Here is a 19,241-nt window from a genome sequence, read left to right on the forward strand (position 1 = left end):
GCCCCGACTGCCTCGACCCGTACAGCGTTGAACCGCATGTATGTAAGGAGCCTGCATGTCCCGTCCCGACGGGCCGGATCCGAGCTCACGCATCTCCGTCGCACCGCCGAAGGCCGCGAGCGGCCTCATGAACCGGGCCGGCTACGCCATCCTCGGCGTCAGCGGCCTCGTGGTCGCCACGGCCTTCGCCGCGGTCGCCGAACTGGCGGGCCCGGGCAGCACCACCGCCACGTCCACCACCGTCCCCGGCGGCGGCCAGGGCACCTTGCCGGGCAGCTCGCAAGTCGTGCCGGGCAACGCCGTACCGGGCGCCCCGATGACCCTGTCCGGCCAGCCCACCCCTGGCGACCCGACGTCGGTCCCCTCGAGCCCCACGACCGTGGTCTCCACGGGTGCCAACGGCGTGCCGACCACGACCGTGGTCGTCCCGCCGCCGAATAACCCTGGCGGCGGTGGGCCGCACAACCCGCCACCGGGTGGAGGCAACACGAATACGGTCAAGCCGCCGTCGTCGTCTTCGCCTCCGCGCAGCGACGACCCACCGGCCTCTTCCTCGAACACCCCGCCGTCGTCGGACGACTCGTCGGCCCCGCCGTCGAGCCCGCCGCCCAGCACCGGTGGCGGTGGCTCCACCAGTGGTGAGCCGCCGAGCTCGCCGCCGGTGTCGTCCTCCACGGACGTTCGCACGACTGACCCCACCGGTCCCACCAGCTGAAAACACAGGCCGCACAACACGATGGCCGCCCCGCGGGGCGGCCATCGTCGTGTTCAGACCTCGAAGCGGTACCCCATTCCGGGTTCCGTGAGCAGGTGGCGCGGACGTGAGGGCTCCGGCTCCAGCTTCCGCCGCAGCTGTGCCAGGTACACGCGCAGGTAGTGCGACTCCGTCTCGTACGACGGCCCCCACACCTCGTGCAGCAGCTGCTTCTGGGCCACCAGCCGGCCGCGATTGCGCACCAGCAGCTCCAGCACGCCCCACTCGGTCTTGGTCAGGTGCACCTCTTTGCCGTCGCGGCGGACCTTCTTCGCCGCCAGGTCGATCGTGAAGGAACCTGTGTCCACCACGGCTTCCGCGCCGTCGGCCCCGGCCACGGTCGAGCGCCGCACGGCGGCCCGCAGCCGGGCGAGCAGCTCGTCCATGCCGAACGGTTTCGTCACGTAGTCGTCGGCGCCCGCGTCGAGCGCCTGGACCTTGTCGGCCGAGTCGCCGCGCGCCGAGAGCACGATGATCGGCACCGTGGTCCAGCCGCGCAGGCCGGCGATCACCTCGGTGCCGTCGAGGTCGGGCAGGCCGAGGTCGAGCACCACCACGTCGGGTTTGGTCTCGGCCACGGCCTTGAGCGCCGCGGTGCCGTCGTGCGCCGTGATCACCTTGTACCCGCGGGCGTTGAGGTTGATCCGCAGCGCGCGCACGATCTGCGGTTCGTCGTCGACCACCAGCACGGTGGCCGCCTTGTCGGGACTCACGAGCCCACTCCCTCCACCGCCTCGTCAGCGACTGAGCCGGCGGCCTCGTCGATCTTGAGGAGGTCCTTCTCCGGATTCTGCCCGGTGTAGGCGGGCAACGAGATCACCACGGTGAGGCCGCCGCCCGGCGTGTCCTCGGCCCGGATGCTGCCGCCCATCGCCTCGATGAAGCCCTTCGCGACCGACAGCCCGAGCCCCACGCCGGGGGTCGAGTCGCGGTCGCCGCCCAGCCGCTGGAACGGCGCGAACGCCGAATCCGCCGTGCCCTTCTTCAGGCCACGGCCGTGGTCCACGATTCGCAGCTCCACGTACTCGGAGTGCGCGCTCGCCCGCGCCGACACCACGCCGCCGCCGTGGCGCAGGGCGTTGTCCAGGACGTTGGCGATCACCCGTTCGAGCAAGCCGGGATCGGCCAGCACCGAAGGCAGGCTCACGTCCACGCCCACCTTCACGTCGCGTGAGTTGTCCACGTTGGACAGCGCGTGGGCCACCACCTCGTCGTAGCCCACCGGCCGCAGGTGCGGCGTGACCGCGCCGGTGGCCAGGCGCGAGGAGTCGAGCAGGTTGTCGATGAGCCCGGCGAGCCGGTCGGCCGAGAGCTCGATGGCCTCCATCAGCTCCGCGGTGTCCTCCTCGGACAGTGACAGGTCGGGCGCGCGCAGGCTGCCGATCGCCGCCTTGATGGACGTCAACGGCGTGCGCAGGTCGTGGCCGACGGCCGAGAGCAGCGTGGTGCGCAGTTCCGTCGCCTCGGCCTTGCGCTCGGCCTCCGCCGCGGCCGCCGCCATCCGCTGCTGGCGCAGCGCGAGCAGCGCCTGCCCCGCCACGGCCTCCAGCACGCGGCGGTCGGCCGCGGGCAGCGCCCGGCCGCGCAGGGTCAGGTGGACGTCGGCGGTCACCGCGATGTCCACGTCGGCCTCGTCCGGGTCGGCGCACGGGAACTGCCCGGCCAGCGCGACCTTCTGCCACACGCCGTTCTTCTTCTCCAGCAACGTGACCGACGTCAGGCCGAAGTTCTCGCGCACCTTCTCCAGCAGCCGCTCGATCGGGTTCGGGTTCGTCAGCACCGTGCGCGCGTACGACGCCAGCAGCGCCGCCTCCGTGCGCGCCCGCGCGGCCTGGCTGCCGCGCCGGGCCGCCGAGGCGACGACGAGGGCCACCAGCACGGCGACCACGATCATCGCGACGAGCGTGACCACGTTCTGCGGGCTGTGCACATTGAGCGTGTACAGCGGTGGCGTGAAGAAGAAGTTGAGCAGGCCCGCGCCGAACACGGCCGCGATCACCGCCGGGCCGAGCCCGCCCACGAGCGCGACGATCACCGTCGCGAGCACGTAGAGGATCACGTCGGTGGAGAACTCGACGGTGTCGCGCAGCAGCACGCCCAGGCCGGTCGCGAGGATCGGCAGCGCCAGGCTCAGCACCCAGCCCAGCACGAGCCGCGACGGAGCCAGCGGGCTCGCGCCGAGCCGCGCCCGCAGCCGCCCGCCCGCGTAGGAGTGCGTGACCATGTGGACGTCGATCGAGCCGGACTGCTGCACCACGGCCGCGCCGATGCCCTCGTCGAACAGCCGCGCCACTCGTGAGCGGCGCGAGGTGCCGATCACGAGCTGCGTGGCGTTGACCCCGCGCGCGAAGTCCAGCAATGCCGTCGGCACGTCGTCGCCGACGACGGCGTGGAACGTGGCCCCGACCTCCTCGGCCAGCGTGCGGCTGCGCGCCATGGCCGTGGGACCGAGCCCGGACAGCCCGTCCCCGCGCAGGATGTGCACCACCTGCAGCTCCGCGCCCGCGCGCGTGGCGATGCGGCTGGCGCGCCGGATGAGCGTCTCGCTCTCGGGGCCGCCGGTGATGGACACGACGACCCGTTCACGCGCCTCCCACGTGTCGGTGATCTTCTGCTCGGCGCGGTAGCGCTGCAGGGCGACGTCGACCTGGTCGGCGACCCACAGCAGTGCCAGCTCGCGCAACGCGGTGAGGTTGCCGGGGCGAAAGTAGTTGCCCAGCGCCGCGTCGATGCGCTCGGCCGGGTAGACGTTGCCGTGCGCGAGCCGGCGCCGCAGCGCCTCCGGCGTGATGTCCACGAGCTCCAGCTGCTCGGCCTTGCGCACGACCTCGTCGGGCACGGTCTCCTGCTGCGTGACGCCTGTGATGCGCTCGACGACGTCGTTGAGGCTCTGCAGGTGCTGCACGTTGACCGTGGACAGCACGTCGATCCCCGACTCGAGCAGCTCCTCCACGTCCTGCCAGCGCTTGTCGTGGCGCGCGCCGGGCACATTCGTGTGCGCGAGCTCGTCGATGACGACGACCTCGGGCGCGCGCTTCAGGATCGCCTCGATGTCCATCTCGGCGAACTCGTGCCCGCGGTGGCTGACCGTGCGCCGGGGCACGATCTCGAGGCCGTCGAGCAGGTTGGCGGTCTTCTGGCGGCCGTGGGTCTCCACGAGGCCCACCACCACGTCGGTCCCGCGCTCCAGCCGGCGGCGGGCCTCGCCCAGCATCGCGAAAGTCTTGCCCACGCCCGGAGCCGCGCCGAGGTAGATCCGCAGTTCTCCTCGGCGCGGCTTCGGGGTCGTACTCGGTGTGCTCACGCTGTCAGTGTGCTCCCTGTGCCCCTGTAACAGCGGAATGCACGGCCAAGTTGAGCAGCAGCACGTTCACCCCGGGGACGCCTATCCCGGCGCCCGTCGTGTTGGCCGCCACCAGCTCGCGCACCTTGTCCTCGCTCAGCCCCGTGTTCTTCGCGACGCGCGGGATCTGCAGGTCCGCGTAGGCGACGCTGATCGACGGATCGAGGCCCGAGCCGGAAGCGGTCACGGCGTCGGCCGGCACCTGGGCCGGGGCGACGTTCTCCCGCTTCGCGATGGCGTCCTTGCGCTCGGTGATGGTCTTCACGAGGTCCTCGTTGAACGGGCCCTTGTTCGACGCGCCCGAGCTCGACGGGTCGGCCGGACCCAGCGCGTCCTTCGACAGCGCCGAGGGCCGGTTGTGGAACCACGGGTCGTGCGCCGGGTCGGCCGCGACCGGGTCGATGCCGATCAGCGACGACCCGACGGCCTGGTCGTTCTGCGTGACCACGGAGCCCTCGGCGTTGGATTGCAGGCCGGGGATGCGGGAGATCGTCCACACGGCGAGCGGATAGATGATGCCGAGGATGATCGTCAGCGCGATGAGGACCCGCAGGCCCGCCCAGGACTGCTTGATGAAGGTGTTCATCAGATTCACCCGATTCCAGGGATGTGGCGCACGATCAGGTCGATGATCCAGATCCCGAGGAACGGGCTCACGATGCCGCCGAGGCCGTAGATGAGCAGGTTCCGGCGCAGCAGCGCGGAAGCCGATGAGGGCTTGTAGCGCACGCCGCGCAGGGCGAGCGGGATCAGGATCACGATGATCAGCGCGTTGAAGATGACGGCCGAGAGGATGGCCGACTGCGGGGTCGCCAGGTGCATGATGTTCAGCGCGCCCAGCTGGGCGAAGATGGACGTGAACATCGCGGGCAGGATGGCGAAGTACTTCGCGAGGTCGTTGGCCACGCTGAAGGTGGTGAGCGCGCCGCGCGTGATGAGCAGCTGCTTGCCGATCTCCACGATCTCGATGAGCTTGGTCGGGTTCGAGTCGAGGTCGACCATGTTGCCGGCCTCCTTCGCGGCCGACGTGCCCGTGTTCATCGCGACGCCGACGTCCGACTGCGCCAGCGCGGGAGCGTCGTTCGTGCCGTCACCCGTCATCGCGACGAGCCGCCCACCTTCCTGCTCCTTCTTGATGAGCGCCATCTTGTCCTCGGGCTTGGCCTCGGCGAGGTAGTCGTCGACGCCTGCGTCCTCGGCGATGGCCTTGGCGGTGAGCGGGTTGTCGCCCGTGATCATCACCGTCTTGATGCCCATGGCCCGCAGTTCGGTGAACCGCTCCTTCATGCCCGGCTTGACCACGTCGGAGAGCCGGATCACGCCGCGCACGAACGCGCGTCCGCCGGCCGACTCCGCCACCACCAGCGGCGTGCCGCCCTGCTGGCTGATCTCGTCGACGATCCGCTCGGTCTCGTCCGGCATCGCGCCGCCGCGCTCGCGCACCCACTGGCGCACGGCCGAGGTGGCACCCTTGCGGACCTCGCGGTCGCCGAGGTCGACACCGCTCATCCGCGTCTGCGCCGTGAAGGGCACGAACTCGGCGAGCTTCTCGTTGTCACCGGCCTTTTCGGGCAGGCCGTGGTTCGCCGCGATCAGCTCGATGATGCTGCGGCCCTCGGGCGTGCCGTCGGCGAGGCTGGACAGCCGGGCCGCGCGGGCCAGGTCGTCCATTGTGGACCCGCTGACGGGGATCAGTTCGGTGGCCTTGCGGTTGCCGAAGGTGATCGTGCCCGTCTTGTCGAGCAGCAGCGTGGAGACGTCACCCGCGGCTTCCACCGCGCGGCCGGACGTGGCGAGCACGTTGCGCTGCACCAGCCGGTCCATGCCCGCGATGCCGATGGCGCTGAGCAGCGCGCCGATCGTGGTCGGGATCAGGCAGACCAGCAGGGCGGTCAGCACGATCACCGTCTGCTGCTTGCCCGAGTACCCGGCCATCGGCTGCAGCGCCACCACGGCGAGCAGGAAGATGATCGTCAGCGTGGACAGCAGGATCGTGAGCGCGATCTCGTTGGGGGTCTTCTGGCGGGAAGCGCCTTCCACCAAGGCGATCATCCGGTCCACGAAGGACTCACCGGGCTTGGTCGTGATCTTCACGACGATCCGGTCCGACAGCACCGTGGTGCCACCGGTCACGGCCGAGCGGTCGCCGCCCGACTCGCGGATGACCGGGGCCGACTCGCCCGTGATGGCCGACTCGTCGACGGTCGCGATGCCCTCGACGACGTCGCCGTCGCCGGGGATGATCTGGCCGGCCTCGACGACCACCAGGTCGCCGATGCGCAGGTCGACACCGGGCACGGCCTCTTCGGACCCGTCCTCGGTGAGCCGGCGCGCCACCGTTTCCTTCTTGGACCTGCGCAGCGACTCGGCCTGCGCCTTGCCGCGCCCTTCGGCGACGGCCTCGGCCAGGTTCGCGAACAGCACCGTGAGCCAGAGCCAGATCGCGACCAGGATCGCGAACATGCTCGGGTCGACGATCGCGAACACCGTGGTGAGGGCCGAACCCGCCCACACCACGAACATCACGGGGTTCTTCAGCTGGTGCTTGGGGTTGAGCTTGCGCAGCCCCTCGGGCAGGGAAATCCAGAGCTGGCGCGCGTTGAACGCACCCGCTCCGACGCGGCCCGCGTTCTCCGCGTGGTGCTGCTGGTCTTCCAGGGGACTTCGAGGGGTTTCGGTGACTGTCATGCCAACGCCTCCGCAACGGGCCCGAGCGCGAGCGCCGGGACGAAAGTGAGGGCCGCGACGAGGACGATGGTTCCGGTGAGCATCGTGGCGAACAGCGGTCCGGTGGTGGGCAGGGTGCCGGCGGTTTCGGGAACCTTCTTCTGCCGGGCCAGCGAACCGGCCAGGCAGAGCACGGCGATGATCGGGATGAACCGGCCGAGCAGCATGGCGACGCCGAACGAGGACTGGAACCAGTCGCTCGTCGCGGTCAGGCCGCCGAACGCGCTGCCGTTGTTGTTGGCAGTCGAGGCGTAGCCGTAGAGGATCTCCGACAGGCCGTGCGCGCCGGGGTTGCCGAGCGCGCTCTGCGTGGAGGGCAGGGCCAGCGAGATCCCGGCGCCGACGAGCACGAGGGTCGGCATGGCGAGCATCGAGATCGCGGCGGCCGTGACTTCGCGCTTGCCGAGCTTCTTGCCGAGGTACTCCGGCGTGCGCCCGACCATCAGACCCGCGAGGAACATCGCGATCACGGCCATCACGAGGATGCCGTAGAGGCCCGTGCCGACGCCGCCCGGCGAGATCTCGCCGAACAGCATGTTCAGCAGCGCGCCGCCACCGCCGAGGCCGGAAAGACTGTCGTGCGCGCCGTTGATCGCTCCGGTCGACGTGCCGGTGGTCGTATCGGCGAAGATCGACGTGAGACTCAGCCCGAAGCGCTGTTCCTTGCCCTCCATATTGGCTCCCGCGGCGAGCGCGGCGGGGCTGTTGGTGAAGGACTCCGAGGTCCAGATCAGGACCAGCATCGCGCCCCAGATCGCACCCATGACCGAGAGCAGGACGTAGCCCTGCTTCTTGTTGCCGACCAGCTTGCCGAACGTGCGGGTGAGGCTGACCGGGATCACGAGGATCAGGAACAGCTCGATCAGGTTGGTCCACGCGTTCGGGTTCTCGAACGGGTGCGCGGAGTTCGCGTTGAGGATGCCGCCACCGTTGGTGCCGAGCTCCTTGATCGTCTCCTGGCTCGCGGCCGGTGCCAGCGCGATGGTGCTCTGGCTGCCGTCGGGGTTGGTGACCGCGACACCCGAGTGCAGGCTCTGGATCACGCCGAGCGCGACGAGCACGATGGCGAAGACGAAGGCGATCGGCAACAGCACGCGGATCGAGCCGCGCACGAGGTCCACCCAGAAGTTGCCGAGGCGGTCGGTCTTCGAACGGATGAACCCGCGGGTCACCGCGATCGCGACGGCCAGACCCACACCCGCCGACAGGAAGTTCTGCACGGTGAGACCGGCCATCTGCACGAAGTGGCCCATCGTCGTCTCGGGGACGTAGGACTGCCAGTTGGTGTTGGCCACGAAGCTCGCGGCCGTGTTGAACGCGACGGACGGCGAAACCGCGCCGCGCCCGAAGTTCCACGGCAGCACCTCCTGCAAGCGCTGCAGGAGGTACAGCACGATCACCGACGCGAAGGAGAAGCCGAGAACCCCCGACGCGTAGGTCTTCCAGTGCTGCTCGGCGTCCGGATTGACCCGGACGACCTTGTAGATTCCTTTTTCGATCTTCCAGTGCTTCTCGCTCGAGAAGACCCTGGCCATGTAATCGCCGAGCGGTTTGTAGACCACCGCGAGGGCGAGCAGCAGTAGACCGACCTGGACGAGGCCGGCACCGACATCACTCATCAGAACTTCTCCGGCCTCACCAGTGCGATGAACAGGTAGATGATCAGGCCCAGCGCCAGCAGTCCGCCGACGATGTTGGCCACGGTGCCCGCGCCGCTCACAGCTTCTCCATCCCGCGCAGGGTCAGGGCCAGAACCACGAACACGCCGATCGTCAGCAAGACGTACAACAAGTCGGCCACAAGGCACCTCTCAAGACAGGTCACCCGGGGCGGGTGACCGTTGGACGTCGCAACTGTGCGGTCGTAGCGCTGCGTGATGGAGACGGTCTGACGCCTCCTTGACGCGGCCTCCTGGGCCATTTACGCGTTCTTGACGCCGGGTGACCCCCGCCACCGCCGTTCGCCTGGTACCCCTGGCGTTCGGTTGATCTTGACCGGTGACGCCAAGTAGTTGGTGAGTGACTCACGCCACAATCTGTAGTGGATCTACGACGGAGCGTGCAATTCGGGCAGACATGGCCCGCCCGGCTGTGTTACACCAGTGTTTCGAATAGTTGTATTACCTAAGCAAAATCACGGAGGCACGCGGATGTGCGGAATCGCCGGCTGGGTTTCCTACGACTCTGACCTGTTACAACGGCAGGAGATCGTCGACGCGATGACAGAGACGATGGCGTGCCGCGGCCCGGACGACCGCGGCACGTGGGTGCGCCGCAACGTGGCGCTCGGGCACCGCAGGCTCGCGATCATCGACCTGCCGGGCGGCCGGCAGCCCATGAGCCTGCGCACGCCCAACGGCGAGATCTCCATGGTCTACAGCGGCGAGGCCTACAACTTCACCGAACTTCGTGAAGAACTCACGAAGCTCGGGCACACGTGGGAGACCGACAGCGACACCGAGGTGGTGCTTCACGGGTACCTGCAGTGGGGCGACGCGGTCGTCGACCACCTGAACGGCATGTACGCGTTCGCGATCTGGGACGAGCGCGACCAGAAGCTCGTGATGATCCGCGACCGCATGGGGATCAAGCCGTTCTACTACTACCCGACGCGCGACGGAGTGCTGTTCGGCTCGGAACCCAAGGCGATCCTGGCCAACCCGCTGGCGCGCAAGGCCGTGGACACCGACGGGCTGCGCGAGCTGCTGGGGTTCACCAAGCGGCCGGGCTGGTCGCTGTGGAAGGGCATGAGCGAGGTCGAGCCGGGCACGATCGTCACGGTGTCGAAGGACGGCATCCGCACGCGCACGTACTGGAAGCTCGACGCGAAGCAGCACACGGACGACCAGGAAACCACTGTCGCGCGCGTGCGCGAGCTGATGACCGACATCGTGAACCGCCAACTGGTGGCCGACGTGCCGCGCTGCGTGCTGCTCTCGGGCGGCCTCGACTCCAGCGCCGTGACGGGTCTCGCCGCCGCGCGGCTGGCCGAGCAGGGTGAGCAGTTGCGCACGTTCTCGGTCGACTTCTTCGGCCAGGAGGAGAACTTCAAGCCGGACGAGATGCGCGACACCGCCGACTCGCCGTTCATCCGCGACGTCGCGAAGCTCGTCGGCTCGGCGCACCAGGACGTGGTGCTCAACCCGGCCGAGCTGTCCGACCCGGCCGTGCGCCGCGCCGTGCTCACCGCCCGCGACATCCCCGCCGGCCTCGGTGACATGGACACGTCGCTGTACCTGCTGTTCAAAGCGATCCGCGGCGAGTCCACGGTGGCACTCTCGGGCGAGTCGGCCGACGAGGTGTTCGGCGGTTACCGCTGGTTCCACGACGAAGCCACCGTGAACGCCGACACTTTCCCGTGGCTGGCCTTCCGCAACGGCCTGATGAGCCGGCGGGAAGCGCTGCTCAGGCCCGACGTCGCCGCGACACTGAACCTCGAGGACTACGTGGCGGACCAGTACCGCACCGCCGTCGCGCAGGTGGAGCACCTCGACGGCGAGTCGGAGCGCGAGGCCCGGATGCGCACGATCTGCAACCTCCACCTCAGCCGGTTCGTGCGGATGCTGCTCGACCGCAAGGACCGCGCGTCGATGGCGGTGGGCCTGGAAGTGCGCGTCCCGTTCTGCGACCACCGGCTCGTGGAGTACGTGTACAACACCCCGTGGTCGCTGAAGACGTTCGACGGCCGCGAGAAGAGCCTGCTGCGGCACGCGACCAAACACGTGCTGCCGGACTCCGTGCGGGACCGGGTGAAGAGCCCTTATCCGTCCACTCAGGACCCGGGCTACGCGGCCGCGCTGCAGCAACAGGTGAAGGAAGTGCTGACGGAGCGGGACAACCCGGTGTTCCAGTTGGTGAACCGCGAGTGGCTCACGAAGGTGTCCGAAGTGGACCCGGCCACGATGGAGTCTTCGCAGCGCACCGGCCTGGACCGCGCGCTGGACCTCTACCACTGGTTCGACATGTACTCGCCTGAGCTGCAGCTGGACTGAGCTGGTTTTGGTCGTGCTGTCGTGGTCCGCCTCCCCCGCGTCCGGGAGGCGGCCACGGCTCGTCTTCTCGGGTCGGCGGGTCAGAGTTCGAGGCTGGCGTCCACGTCGGCGCCGTGCACGTCGAGGTCCGCGCCTGTGCCGGTGAGCAGGCGGCGGGCGGCGGTGTTGTCCACGGTGGTCGAGGCGATGAACCTCGCCGCGCCACCGTCGCGCGCGGCTTCGAGCAGCACTTCCGTCACGCGCTTGCCGATGCCCCGCCCGCGCACCGAGCGGCCCAGCCACACACCGGCCTCCACCGCGACGGCCGACGGCCCGTGCACCGGCCGCAGCCGCGCCGCCCCGGCCGCACGGCCGTCGACCTCCACGAGCCACGTGGTTTCGATCGCGGTGTCCGGGTCGAGGCAGCGCCGCCGGTGGAACGCCAGGAACGCCTCGCGTCGCTCGGGCGTCCAGCCCGGCGGGCCCTCCACCGGAGGCATCACCTCGAGGGGGTCGGCGTCGGCGACCGCGGCCTCGAGCAGCCGGTGCAAGGCCGGCTCGTCGAGGGGGGTCAGCACGATCTCGGAATCGGAAGCTCCGGTCACGCACGGAGCTTGGCACGAGGATCTTGGTCGCGCGACCTGGTAATACGGCTTACCAACGTCTTCCCGGCTTCGCGGAGCAACCGGACGTACGGCGACCACTGCGCCGGCGTCACGACACCGCCGGTCAGCACCCGTTCCGCCTGGTCGAGACAGTCCTCGATCAGCGCGTCGTGCAGCGGCCGCCAGAACAGCGGCCAGGTGATCCGCGCGGCACCGTGCAGGTGCGCCGCGAGCACGTGCCGAAACTCACAACCGTCCGAAGTGTCCCGCACGAGGAACTCGTGGAACCCGTCGATCCCTTGCGGAGCCGTGAATCGGCAACTCAATGACCGTCCTTCATGGAATCTTTCGACGACGTAGTGCACCGGCCCGTGGCCACCCGGGACACCGGGCGCGACCGGGCCGGCGAACCGCATCGGCGGCCACAGCTCGCCCGGCCACAGCCGATCGCCGGGCGCGCCGAGCGTGTCGAGCAGGGCACCCGCCTCGGCGGCGGGCACGGGGAACTCGCGAGCGTGAACGTTGAGCACAGCCATGGGACAGCTCCGTTCTAGAGACTTTCCTCCATAACGTATTAGAGCATAGTCTCCACAACATGGGCAGGCCTCCGGTTTACACGACCGCGCAGTTCCTCGACGCGGCCACCACACTGTTCGCCGGGGGCGGCGCGCGCGCCGTGACGATGGCCGCCACGGCGAAAGCCGCGGGCGCCCCGAACGGCTCGATCTACCACCGCTTCGCCGACCGCCCGGAACTCCTGGCCGCCCTGTGGATCACGACACTGCGCGACTTCCAGGACGACTTCATAACCCTGCTGGGCCCGACCCCGTCAGTGGACGACGCCATCGCCGCCGCCGCCAGCGTCGTCCACTGGTGCCGCCGCCACCCGGCCGGCGCGCACGTGCTGGACGCGGGGAAGCAGGCGTTCTCCCCGGCCGACTGGTCCCCGTCCGCAACCGCCGACCTCACGCGGGCCGAGAACGAACTGAAAGCCGCCATCAAACACGCCACGGCGACGCTGCCGTCCTCCACCGGCTGCACCGCGGAAGACGTGGTGCTGGCGCTCGTCGAGGTTCCGCGTGCCGTGGTCCACCGCTACCTCACCGGCGGCCGGACGCCGCCGCCGAAGGCTGCCGACCTGGTGGCCCGCTCGGCCCGCAAGCTGCTCCGTCCCTGACCGCGCTCGCTCGCAGGCACCCCACGCACCGAACCTCAGCTGCGTCCGGTTTAGGAAGATTTATCCCCTGTGGGGGCCATAACGACGTTTTGCCCTCATCGCCTTGACCCACATCGTGAACATGTGCCCATAATTCGGGCCAACTTACCCGGGGAGCCGGGCGGACAGTGTGCAACGTCGCACGAGCGGACGGACAAAACTCTTATGTCGGACACGGCAATCTTGATCAACACGGCGGTCGCGATCATCGCGATCGCCGTGCTGATCGTCAGGTTCAAGCTGAACCCGCTGATCGCGCTGGTGATCGGCTGCTGCTACCTGGGGCTCGCCACCGGGCTGGGCGTCGGGAAGACCGTCGACGCCATCAGCGCGGGCTTCGGCGACATCATGGCCGAGATCGGCCTGCTCATCGCCTTCGGCGTGCTCATGGGCGCGATCCTGCGCGATCTCAGAGCGATCGAGCGGCTCGTGGACCGTCTGATGCACGCGGTCGGGCCGAAACGGATCCCATACGCGCTGGCGCTGACGATCTCCACTTTCCTGCAGTCGATCTACCTGGACGTGCTGCTGGTGATCGCCGCGCCGCTGGCCAAGGGCATCGCGCCCCGGCTGGGCAAGTTCGGCACCGCGCGGATGGCCACCGCGCTGGCGATCGGGCTGGAATGCGGCATCATCTTCACCGTTCCGGGCGTCGGCGCGCTCGCGCTCGCCGGGCTGCTGCACGTGCCCCTGGGCGCCTACTTGCTGTACGGGCTGATCGTGGTCATCCCGACGGTCGTCGTCGCGATCTTCGTGTCCACCTTCCTGCTCACGCGCGGCTGGTGGAAGCCGGCCATGGACGAGCAGGACGTCGCCGCGCCGGAACCCCCGAAGACCGAACTCGCCGATGACGACGACCGGGCACCGACGGCCGCCGAGCCTGTCGCGGGTGGCGGCGCCACAGCCACCCTCGTCGAGTCGCGGCAGCGGGCCGAGCCCCGGCTGTTCGTGCTCCTGGCCCCGCTCGTCGTCGCGTTGCTGCTGGTCGCCACCGGAGCCATCGCCGAGATGGCGCACTGGTCGAACCCGGTCGTCGCGCTGCTGTCCACGCCGATGGTGGCCCTGCTGATCGGGCTCGTCGGGACGTGCCTCGTCGGCCGCTGGTACGCCGGCCAGCCCCGGGTGGAGAAGGCGCTCGCGGCCGGACTGCGCCAGAGCGGGCAGATCCTGCTGCTGAGCGGTGTCGGTGGCTCGCTCGCGGCCGTCATCAAGGCCGTCGGCCTCGGTGACATCCTCGGCAAGTACCTCTCGGCCGGCGCGTGGGCGCCGCTGCTCGTGGTCTGGGCGATCGCCGCGGTGCTGCACATCGCGGTCGGCTCGGTGACGATCTCCGCGATCACCGCCGCGGGCCTGCTCGCCCCGGTGGCGCCGGCGCTCGGGCTCAACCCGGTACTCATCGCACTCGCCGCGGGCGCCGGCTCGCTCTTCCTCGTGCACCTGACCAGCAACACATTCTGGCTGCTGCAAGCACTGATGGGCCAGACGACGCGGGGCACGCTGAAGACCTGCTCGGTGGGGGTCTCGATCGCGTCGGTCACCGCGTTGGGCCCGATCCTCGCCCTGAGCCTGGTGCTGTGACCGAAACGAGAGAGGATCCGATGACCCAGCTGCCGCTTTCGGGCGTGCGAGTGCTCGAACTCGGCAACTACATCGCCGGGCCGACTGCCGGACGGCTGCTCGCGGACTTCGGCGCCGAGGTGATCAAGGTCGAGCGACCCGGCCGCGGCGACGAGCTGCGCAACTGGCGGCTGCACGCGGGCGACACCTCGATGCTGTTCCGCACGATCAACCGCAACAAGAAGTCCGTGGTGCTCGACCTCAAGACCCCGGACGGTCGCGCCGCAGTGCTCGACCTCGTCGGGCACTGCGACGTGGTGATCGAGAACTTCCGGCCGGGCACGCTCGAAGCGTGGGGCCTGGGCCCCGACCGGCTCGAGGAGGCGAACCCCGACGTCGTGCTCGCGCGCATCTCCGCGTTCGGGCAGACCGGGCCCCTCGCGCAGCGACCGGGATTCGCCGCGGTGGCCGAGGCCTTCGGCGGGTTGCGGGAGCTCGTCGGAGAGGCAGACCGGCCGCCGTCGCGGGTCGGGGTGTCGATCGGCGACTCGATCGCCGGGCTGTACGCGGCGTTCGGTGTGCTGGTCGCGTTGCGCGAGATCTCGGTGCGGGGCAACGGGAAGCGCGGCCCGCTACGGGACCGGGTGGTCGATGTCGCCCTGCACGAAGCGGTGTTCTCCATGATGGAGTCGCTCGTGCCCGACCACATCGCCCACGGCGTGGAACGGCAGCGGGTCGGTGGCCGGATGGAGGGCATCGCGCCCAGCAACGCCTACCGGTGCGCCGACGGCACGAGCGTGGTGATCGCCGGCAACGGCGACTCGATCTTCGGCCGCTACATGCGGGCCATCGGCCGGCCCGACCTCGCCGACGACCCGGGGCTCGCGACCAACGCCGGCCGGTGGGCGCGGCGAGACGAGCTCGACCGCGCCATCTCGGAGTGGACCGCCGAACGCACCCGCGAGGAGGTGCTCACGGCGCTCGACGAGGCCGCGGTCCCGGCGGGTCCCATCTACACCGCCGCCGACATCTGCGCCGACGAGCAGTACCGCGCCCGCGCGATGATCCAGACGTTGCCGGTCGACGTCGGCGGTGACGAACCGGCCGACGTCGGGTTCCCCGGGATCGTGCCGGTGCTGGGCGCACGGTCGCTGCCCGTGCGCTCGGTGGGCCCGGATCTCGGCGCGCACACCCGTGAGGTGCTGCGCGACGTGCTCGGCCGGGGCGACGACGAGATCGAAGCCATCGGGGGAGGACGGGCATGACGCTCCGGGACGTGACGCTGCGGGACGGGTTGCAGCTGACGGGCAAGCCGCTCCCGACCGAACACAAGATCGCCCTCGTGCGCGAACTGCTCGCGCTGGGTGTACCCGCCGTCGAGGTGGGCTCGATGGCCCGCCCCGACCTCGTGCCGTCGCTGGCCGACACCCCTGAGGTGCTGGCCGCGCTGACTCCGGCGGAGCTCGCGCGCTGCTGGGTGTGGGTCGCCACGCCACGGCACGTCGAGAAGGCAGCGGCCGCCGGCGCGGTCAACTTCCAGTACTGCCTTTCCGCTTCGGACGCGCACAACCGGGCCAACCTCGGCCGGTCCACCGAGGACAGTCTGGCGGCCATGCCGGCGGCGGTGGCGAACGCGGGCGGCGGGCGGGTGCAGCTGTGCATCGCCACGTCGTTCACGTGCCCGTTCCGCGGCGAGGTGCACCCGGAGCGGGTGCTCGCGATCGCCGACGATCCGCGTGCAGCCGGCGCCGTGGACGTCGTCGTGTGCGACACGCTGGGGCAAGCCGTGCCCGCGCAGGTCACGAGCCTGGTCGGCGAAGTCGCACGGCGGGGCCGACGCGTCGTGTACCACGGCCACGACACCTGGGGGCTCGGCGTCGCGAACTCGCTCGCGGCGCTGGCCGCCGGCGCCGCCGAGGTCGACGGCGCGCTCGGCGGCCTCGGCGGCTGCCCGTTCGCGCCGGGCGCCAGTGGCAACGCCGCGACCGAGGACCTGTTGTTCGCGCTGCGCCCCGAGTGGCTCACGCCGTGCGTGTTCGCTTGCCTCGTGCGCCTCGCCGGGGACCTGCTCGACGAGCTGGGCGAACCGAACCGGTCGCGGGCCGGCCAGGGCGCGCGCACCAGTGCCATGGCCTTCCCGTGGGCGCTCTGACCGGCGTCAGTCCGGCATCCGGCCGCCGAGGGCACGGGTGATGCGCTCGGCGTGCTCGACGACGAGGTCGACCCACTCGACGCACTTCTCGTACGGCATCCGTAGCGTCGGGCCCTGCACGACGACCGCGCCGACCAGGTCGGCGGCAGAGTCGAACACGGGCGCCGCGACGCCCGACGCGCTGTCGACCCGCTCCCCCACCGTGATCGCGTACCGGTCGGCAGCGGTCTGCTTGATGAGCTTGCGCAGCTCTTCGCGGTCGGTGACCGTGCCGGCGGTCAGCTGAGGCAGCTCGTGGCCCAGCACCTGCTCGGTCAGGTCCGGGTTCCACGCCAGCAGGACGCGCCCCGACGCACCGACCGAGACGGGCGCGATCCGGCCGACCGACATCTCCCGGCGCAGCCCGTGGCGTGTCTCGGCGACGGCGATGCACACCCGGTGCTCTCCCTCCACCCGGAAGAAACACGCGGTCTCGCCGGTGACGTCACGCAGGTCCTTCAGCACCGGGTTGACCACCGCGAGCACGTCGACCTCCCGCGCGGCGGCGGCCGCCCAGTACGCCATCTTCACGCCGATCCGGAACCGGTCGTCGACCCGGTCGAGGAACCCGTGGGCGACGAGGTTCGTCACCAGCCGCTGGACCGTCGAGGACGGGATCCCGGTGGCCTGCTGGATGTCCCGCAACGTCAGCGACGGCTCCCGCAGGGTGAACGCGTTGAGGATCTCGGTGATCTTCCCGAGCACGAGCAGCGGTGTATGGCCGCCCGCGCCACCGGCGAGGCCGGCCTCGTTCTCGTCACGACCAGGCATGGTTCGAACATACGACACGGCAAGGGTGCCGTCCCACCGCGCCGGTTTCAGGGGGCCGTTTCAGGAGACGAGGTCAGAAGCCGGCGGGCAGGTGCGGCGCGTAGTTCTCCTCGAGCCGCTCCAGGTCCTTGTCACTCAGCTCGAGGTCCACGGCGGCGACCGCGTCCGCGACGTGGCCCGGCCTGGTGGCGCCGAAGATCGGGGCCGTCACGGCGGGCTTGTGCAGCGTCCACGCCAGCGCGACCTGCGCCCGCGACACCCCGCGCTCCGCGGCGATCTCCGCCACCGCCCCCGACACCAGGCGGTCGGCGTCCTCGGCCTGCGAGTAGAGCTTCTGGCCGAACCGGTCGCTTTCGCTGCGATTCGTCGACTCGTCCCAGTCGCGCGTGAGTTTGCCGCGCGCGAGCGGGCTCCACGGCAGCACGCCGACGCCCTGGTCGAGGCAGAAGGGGTGCATCTCCCGCTCCTCCTCGCGCTGGATGAGGTTGTACTGGTCCTGCATGGACACGAACCGCGTCCAGCCCCCGAGGTCGGCGACGTACTGCGCCTGCGCGAACTGCCACGCCCACATCGACGACGCGCCGAGGTACCGCACCTTGCCGGCGCGCACGAGGTCGTGCAGCACCTCCATCGTCTCCTCGATCGGGGTGTTCACGTCGTAGCGGTGGATCTGGTACAGGTCCACGTAATCGGTGCCGAGGCGGCGCAGGCTGGCGTCGATCTGCGTCATGATGGCGCCGCGCGACAGGCCGGCGCCGTTGGGGCCCGGGCCCATGCGGTTGTAGACCTTGGTGGCGATCACGACCTCTTCGCGCCGGGTGACCTCCCCCAGCAGCTTGCCGGTGATCTCCTCGCTCGAGCCGTCGGAGTAGGTGTTGGCGGTGTCGAACGTGGTGATCCCGGCCTCCACCGCCTCCCGGAAGAACGGCCGCGCGTCGTCGAGCCCCAGCGACCACTCGTGGCCTCCCCGGCCCGGGTCGCCGTAACTCATGCACCCGAGGATCACCCGCGAGACCTGCAGGCCACTCGATCCCAACCGGACGTAGTCCATTGAAGGCCGCTCCTGTCGTGTCGCCGAAAACCCTCGCCGGCGCAGCCTAGCGACGGACGTCGGCCACGGACACCGGTCGGCGCTCGTGGCGGGAAAGCTCACACGCCTCGGCGACGTAGAACGCCTCCAACGCATCCGCCGCCGTCGCCGGGCTGGGGAGACGGCGGGCGGCAACGGAGAGGAACGTCTTCAGCTCGGCCGCGTACGCGGGGCGGAACCGTTCCATGAAGCCCGGGTACGCGGGGCCGGGCAGCGGGGCGAAGCCGGGCTCGGCGGAGTGCAGCGGGGCGCGGTCGTCGAGGCCCACGATGGCGTTGCCGAGGGAGCCGAGGGCCTCGAAGCGCACGTCGTAACCCGCGCCGTTGTAGCGGGTGAGCGAAACTGTGGCGAGGGTGCCGTCGTCCAGCGTCAAGGTTGCGGCCGCGGTGTCGACGTCGCCCGCGGCGGCGAAGAACTTCTCGCCGCGGTTGGCGCCCAGGGCGTAGACCTCGGTGACCTCGCGGCCGGTGACCCAGCGGACGACGTCGAAGTCATGCACACCGCAGTCGCGGAAGAGGCCGCCGGAGTGGGGGACGTACTCCGCGGGCGGGGGTTCCGGGTCGAGTGTGGTGGCGCGGATCGTGTGCAGCCAGCCGAGCTCGCCGCTCGCGACGGCGGCGCGCGCGGCCCGGTAACCGGCGTCGAATCGGCGCTGGAAGCCGATCTGCACCGGCACGTCGGAGCCGGCGATGCGGTCGATCACCGCGAGCGTGCCCGCGATGTCCGCGGCCACCGGCTTCTCGCAGAACACGGGCAGGCCGGCGTCGACGGCCTTGACGATGAGTTCCGGGTGCGCGTCGGTGGCCGCGGTGACGACGAGGGCGTCGAGGCCGGCCGCGAACAACGCGTCGATCCCGTCGGCGACCTCGACGCCCAGCTTCGCGGCCGCCGAGCGCGCACGGGCCGGGTCGACGTCGGCGACGACCACCGAGGAGACCTCGGCGAAGCTCTTCAGAGTTTCGGCGTGGGCGGTGCCGATCCGGCCGGTGCCCGCAAGTCCCAACCTCATCGTGGTTG

At 70.2% G+C, this 19,241-nt stretch carries 18 protein-coding genes; 5 read left to right on the plus strand and 13 right to left on the minus strand.

The annotated features are described in order from the left end of the window. Nucleotides 1–141: 141 nt before the first annotated feature. The 8 genes from AB0383_RS33075 to AB0383_RS33110 all read right to left on the minus strand — a co-directional run bounded on the left by AB0383_RS33075 (nt 142) and on the right by AB0383_RS33110 (nt 8,744). Entirely contained in the window at nt 142–687 is a 546-nt protein-coding gene (locus AB0383_RS33075) for a hypothetical protein (protein WP_366189391.1), read from the minus strand. Between the two features lie 81 nt (nt 688–768). Beyond that, a complete protein-coding gene (locus tag AB0383_RS33080) occupies nt 769–1,467 on the minus strand; it encodes a response regulator (RefSeq protein WP_364182972.1) in 699 nt (232 codons plus the stop codon). After that, nucleotides 1,464–4,058, minus strand: a complete 2,595-nt coding sequence (locus AB0383_RS33085; RefSeq protein WP_366189392.1) for a sensor histidine kinase KdpD — start codon at nt 4,056–4,058, stop codon at nt 1,464–1,466. Before AB0383_RS33085 ends, AB0383_RS33080 begins: the two co-directional genes overlap by 4 nt. 4 nt (nt 4,059–4,062) lie before the next feature. Then, nucleotides 4,063–4,683 (minus strand): potassium-transporting ATPase subunit C, encoded by a 621-nt coding sequence (locus tag AB0383_RS33090; RefSeq protein WP_364182976.1) that lies wholly within the window; start codon nt 4,681–4,683, stop codon nt 4,063–4,065. Between the two features lie 5 nt (nt 4,684–4,688). Next, nucleotides 4,689–6,785 carry a potassium-transporting ATPase subunit KdpB gene (gene kdpB, locus AB0383_RS33095; protein WP_366189393.1) on the minus strand — a complete coding sequence of 699 codons (2,097 nt, stop codon included), beginning with the start codon at nt 6,783–6,785 and terminating at the stop codon, nt 4,689–4,691. Continuing rightward, the gene (kdpA, locus tag AB0383_RS33100; RefSeq protein ID WP_364182980.1) at nt 6,782–8,443 is read right to left on the minus strand and encodes a potassium-transporting ATPase subunit KdpA; all 1,662 of its coding nucleotides are present in this window, start codon (nt 8,441–8,443) and stop codon (nt 6,782–6,784) included. Before kdpA ends, kdpB begins: the two co-directional genes overlap by 4 nt. Beyond that, nucleotides 8,443–8,544, minus strand: coding sequence for a K(+)-transporting ATPase subunit F (kdpF, locus tag AB0383_RS33105; RefSeq protein ID WP_326569282.1), 102 nt, complete (start codon nt 8,542–8,544; stop codon nt 8,443–8,445). Before kdpF ends, kdpA begins: the two co-directional genes overlap by 1 nt. Continuing rightward, a complete protein-coding gene (locus AB0383_RS33110; protein ID WP_364182983.1) occupies nt 8,541–8,744 on the minus strand; it encodes a hypothetical protein in 204 nt (67 codons plus the stop codon). The genes kdpF and AB0383_RS33110 overlap by 4 nt, the downstream gene beginning before the upstream one ends. Nucleotides 8,745–8,973: 229 nt before the next feature. On the opposite strand from AB0383_RS33110, the gene asnB reads away from it, so the two are divergent. After that, the gene (gene asnB / locus AB0383_RS33115; protein ID WP_364182984.1) at nt 8,974–10,815 is read left to right on the plus strand and encodes an asparagine synthase (glutamine-hydrolyzing); all 1,842 of its coding nucleotides are present in this window, start codon (nt 8,974–8,976) and stop codon (nt 10,813–10,815) included. An 80-nt stretch (nt 10,816–10,895) separates the two neighbouring features. Here asnB and AB0383_RS33120 read toward each other — a convergent pair whose 3' ends face one another. Next, on the minus strand, nt 10,896–11,399 hold the full coding sequence (locus tag AB0383_RS33120; protein WP_366189394.1) for a GNAT family N-acetyltransferase: 504 nt from the start codon (nt 11,397–11,399) through the stop codon (nt 10,896–10,898). After that, nucleotides 11,396–11,935 carry an SRPBCC family protein gene (locus AB0383_RS33125; protein ID WP_366189395.1) on the minus strand — a complete coding sequence of 180 codons (540 nt, stop codon included), beginning with the start codon at nt 11,933–11,935 and terminating at the stop codon, nt 11,396–11,398. The genes AB0383_RS33120 and AB0383_RS33125 overlap by 4 nt, the downstream gene beginning before the upstream one ends. A 59-nt stretch (nt 11,936–11,994) precedes the next feature. Between AB0383_RS33125 and AB0383_RS33130 the strand changes: the two genes are divergently transcribed. The 4 genes from AB0383_RS33130 to AB0383_RS33145 all read left to right on the plus strand — a co-directional run bounded on the left by AB0383_RS33130 (nt 11,995) and on the right by AB0383_RS33145 (nt 16,324). Continuing rightward, nucleotides 11,995–12,576: a TetR/AcrR family transcriptional regulator gene (locus AB0383_RS33130; protein WP_364182993.1), complete on the plus strand. Its 582-nt coding sequence runs from the start codon at nt 11,995–11,997 to the stop codon at nt 12,574–12,576. 204 nt (nt 12,577–12,780) lie between these two features. Next, a complete protein-coding gene (locus AB0383_RS33135) occupies nt 12,781–14,193 on the plus strand; it encodes an SLC13 family permease (RefSeq protein ID WP_366189396.1) in 1,413 nt (470 codons plus the stop codon). Between the two features lie 20 nt (nt 14,194–14,213). Then, complete coding sequence (locus AB0383_RS33140; protein WP_366189470.1) at nt 14,214–15,437, plus strand: CaiB/BaiF CoA-transferase family protein; 1,224 nt, start codon at nt 14,214–14,216, stop codon at nt 15,435–15,437. Then, the gene (locus tag AB0383_RS33145) at nt 15,434–16,324 is read left to right on the plus strand and encodes a hydroxymethylglutaryl-CoA lyase (RefSeq protein ID WP_366189397.1); all 891 of its coding nucleotides are present in this window, start codon (nt 15,434–15,436) and stop codon (nt 16,322–16,324) included. The genes AB0383_RS33140 and AB0383_RS33145 overlap by 4 nt, the downstream gene beginning before the upstream one ends. Before the next feature lie 6 nt (nt 16,325–16,330). Here the strand turns inward: AB0383_RS33145 and AB0383_RS33150 are convergent, their stop codons facing one another. From AB0383_RS33150 to AB0383_RS33160, 3 genes are all read right to left on the minus strand, one after another. After that, nucleotides 16,331–17,134: an IclR family transcriptional regulator gene (locus AB0383_RS33150; RefSeq protein ID WP_364183000.1), complete on the minus strand. Its 804-nt coding sequence runs from the start codon at nt 17,132–17,134 to the stop codon at nt 16,331–16,333. Between the two features lie 73 nt (nt 17,135–17,207). After that, complete coding sequence (locus tag AB0383_RS33155; RefSeq protein ID WP_364183003.1) at nt 17,208–18,185, minus strand: aldo/keto reductase; 978 nt, start codon at nt 18,183–18,185, stop codon at nt 17,208–17,210. Nucleotides 18,186–18,231: 46 nt separating this feature from the next. Next, entirely contained in the window at nt 18,232–19,233 is a 1,002-nt protein-coding gene (locus AB0383_RS33160; RefSeq protein WP_364183006.1) for a Gfo/Idh/MocA family oxidoreductase, read from the minus strand. Between the last annotated feature and the right edge of the window lie 8 nt (nt 19,234–19,241).

It is taken from the genome of Amycolatopsis sp. NPDC051373 (assembly GCF_040689465.1).
GTDB lineage: Bacteria > Actinomycetota > Actinomycetes > Mycobacteriales > Pseudonocardiaceae > Amycolatopsis.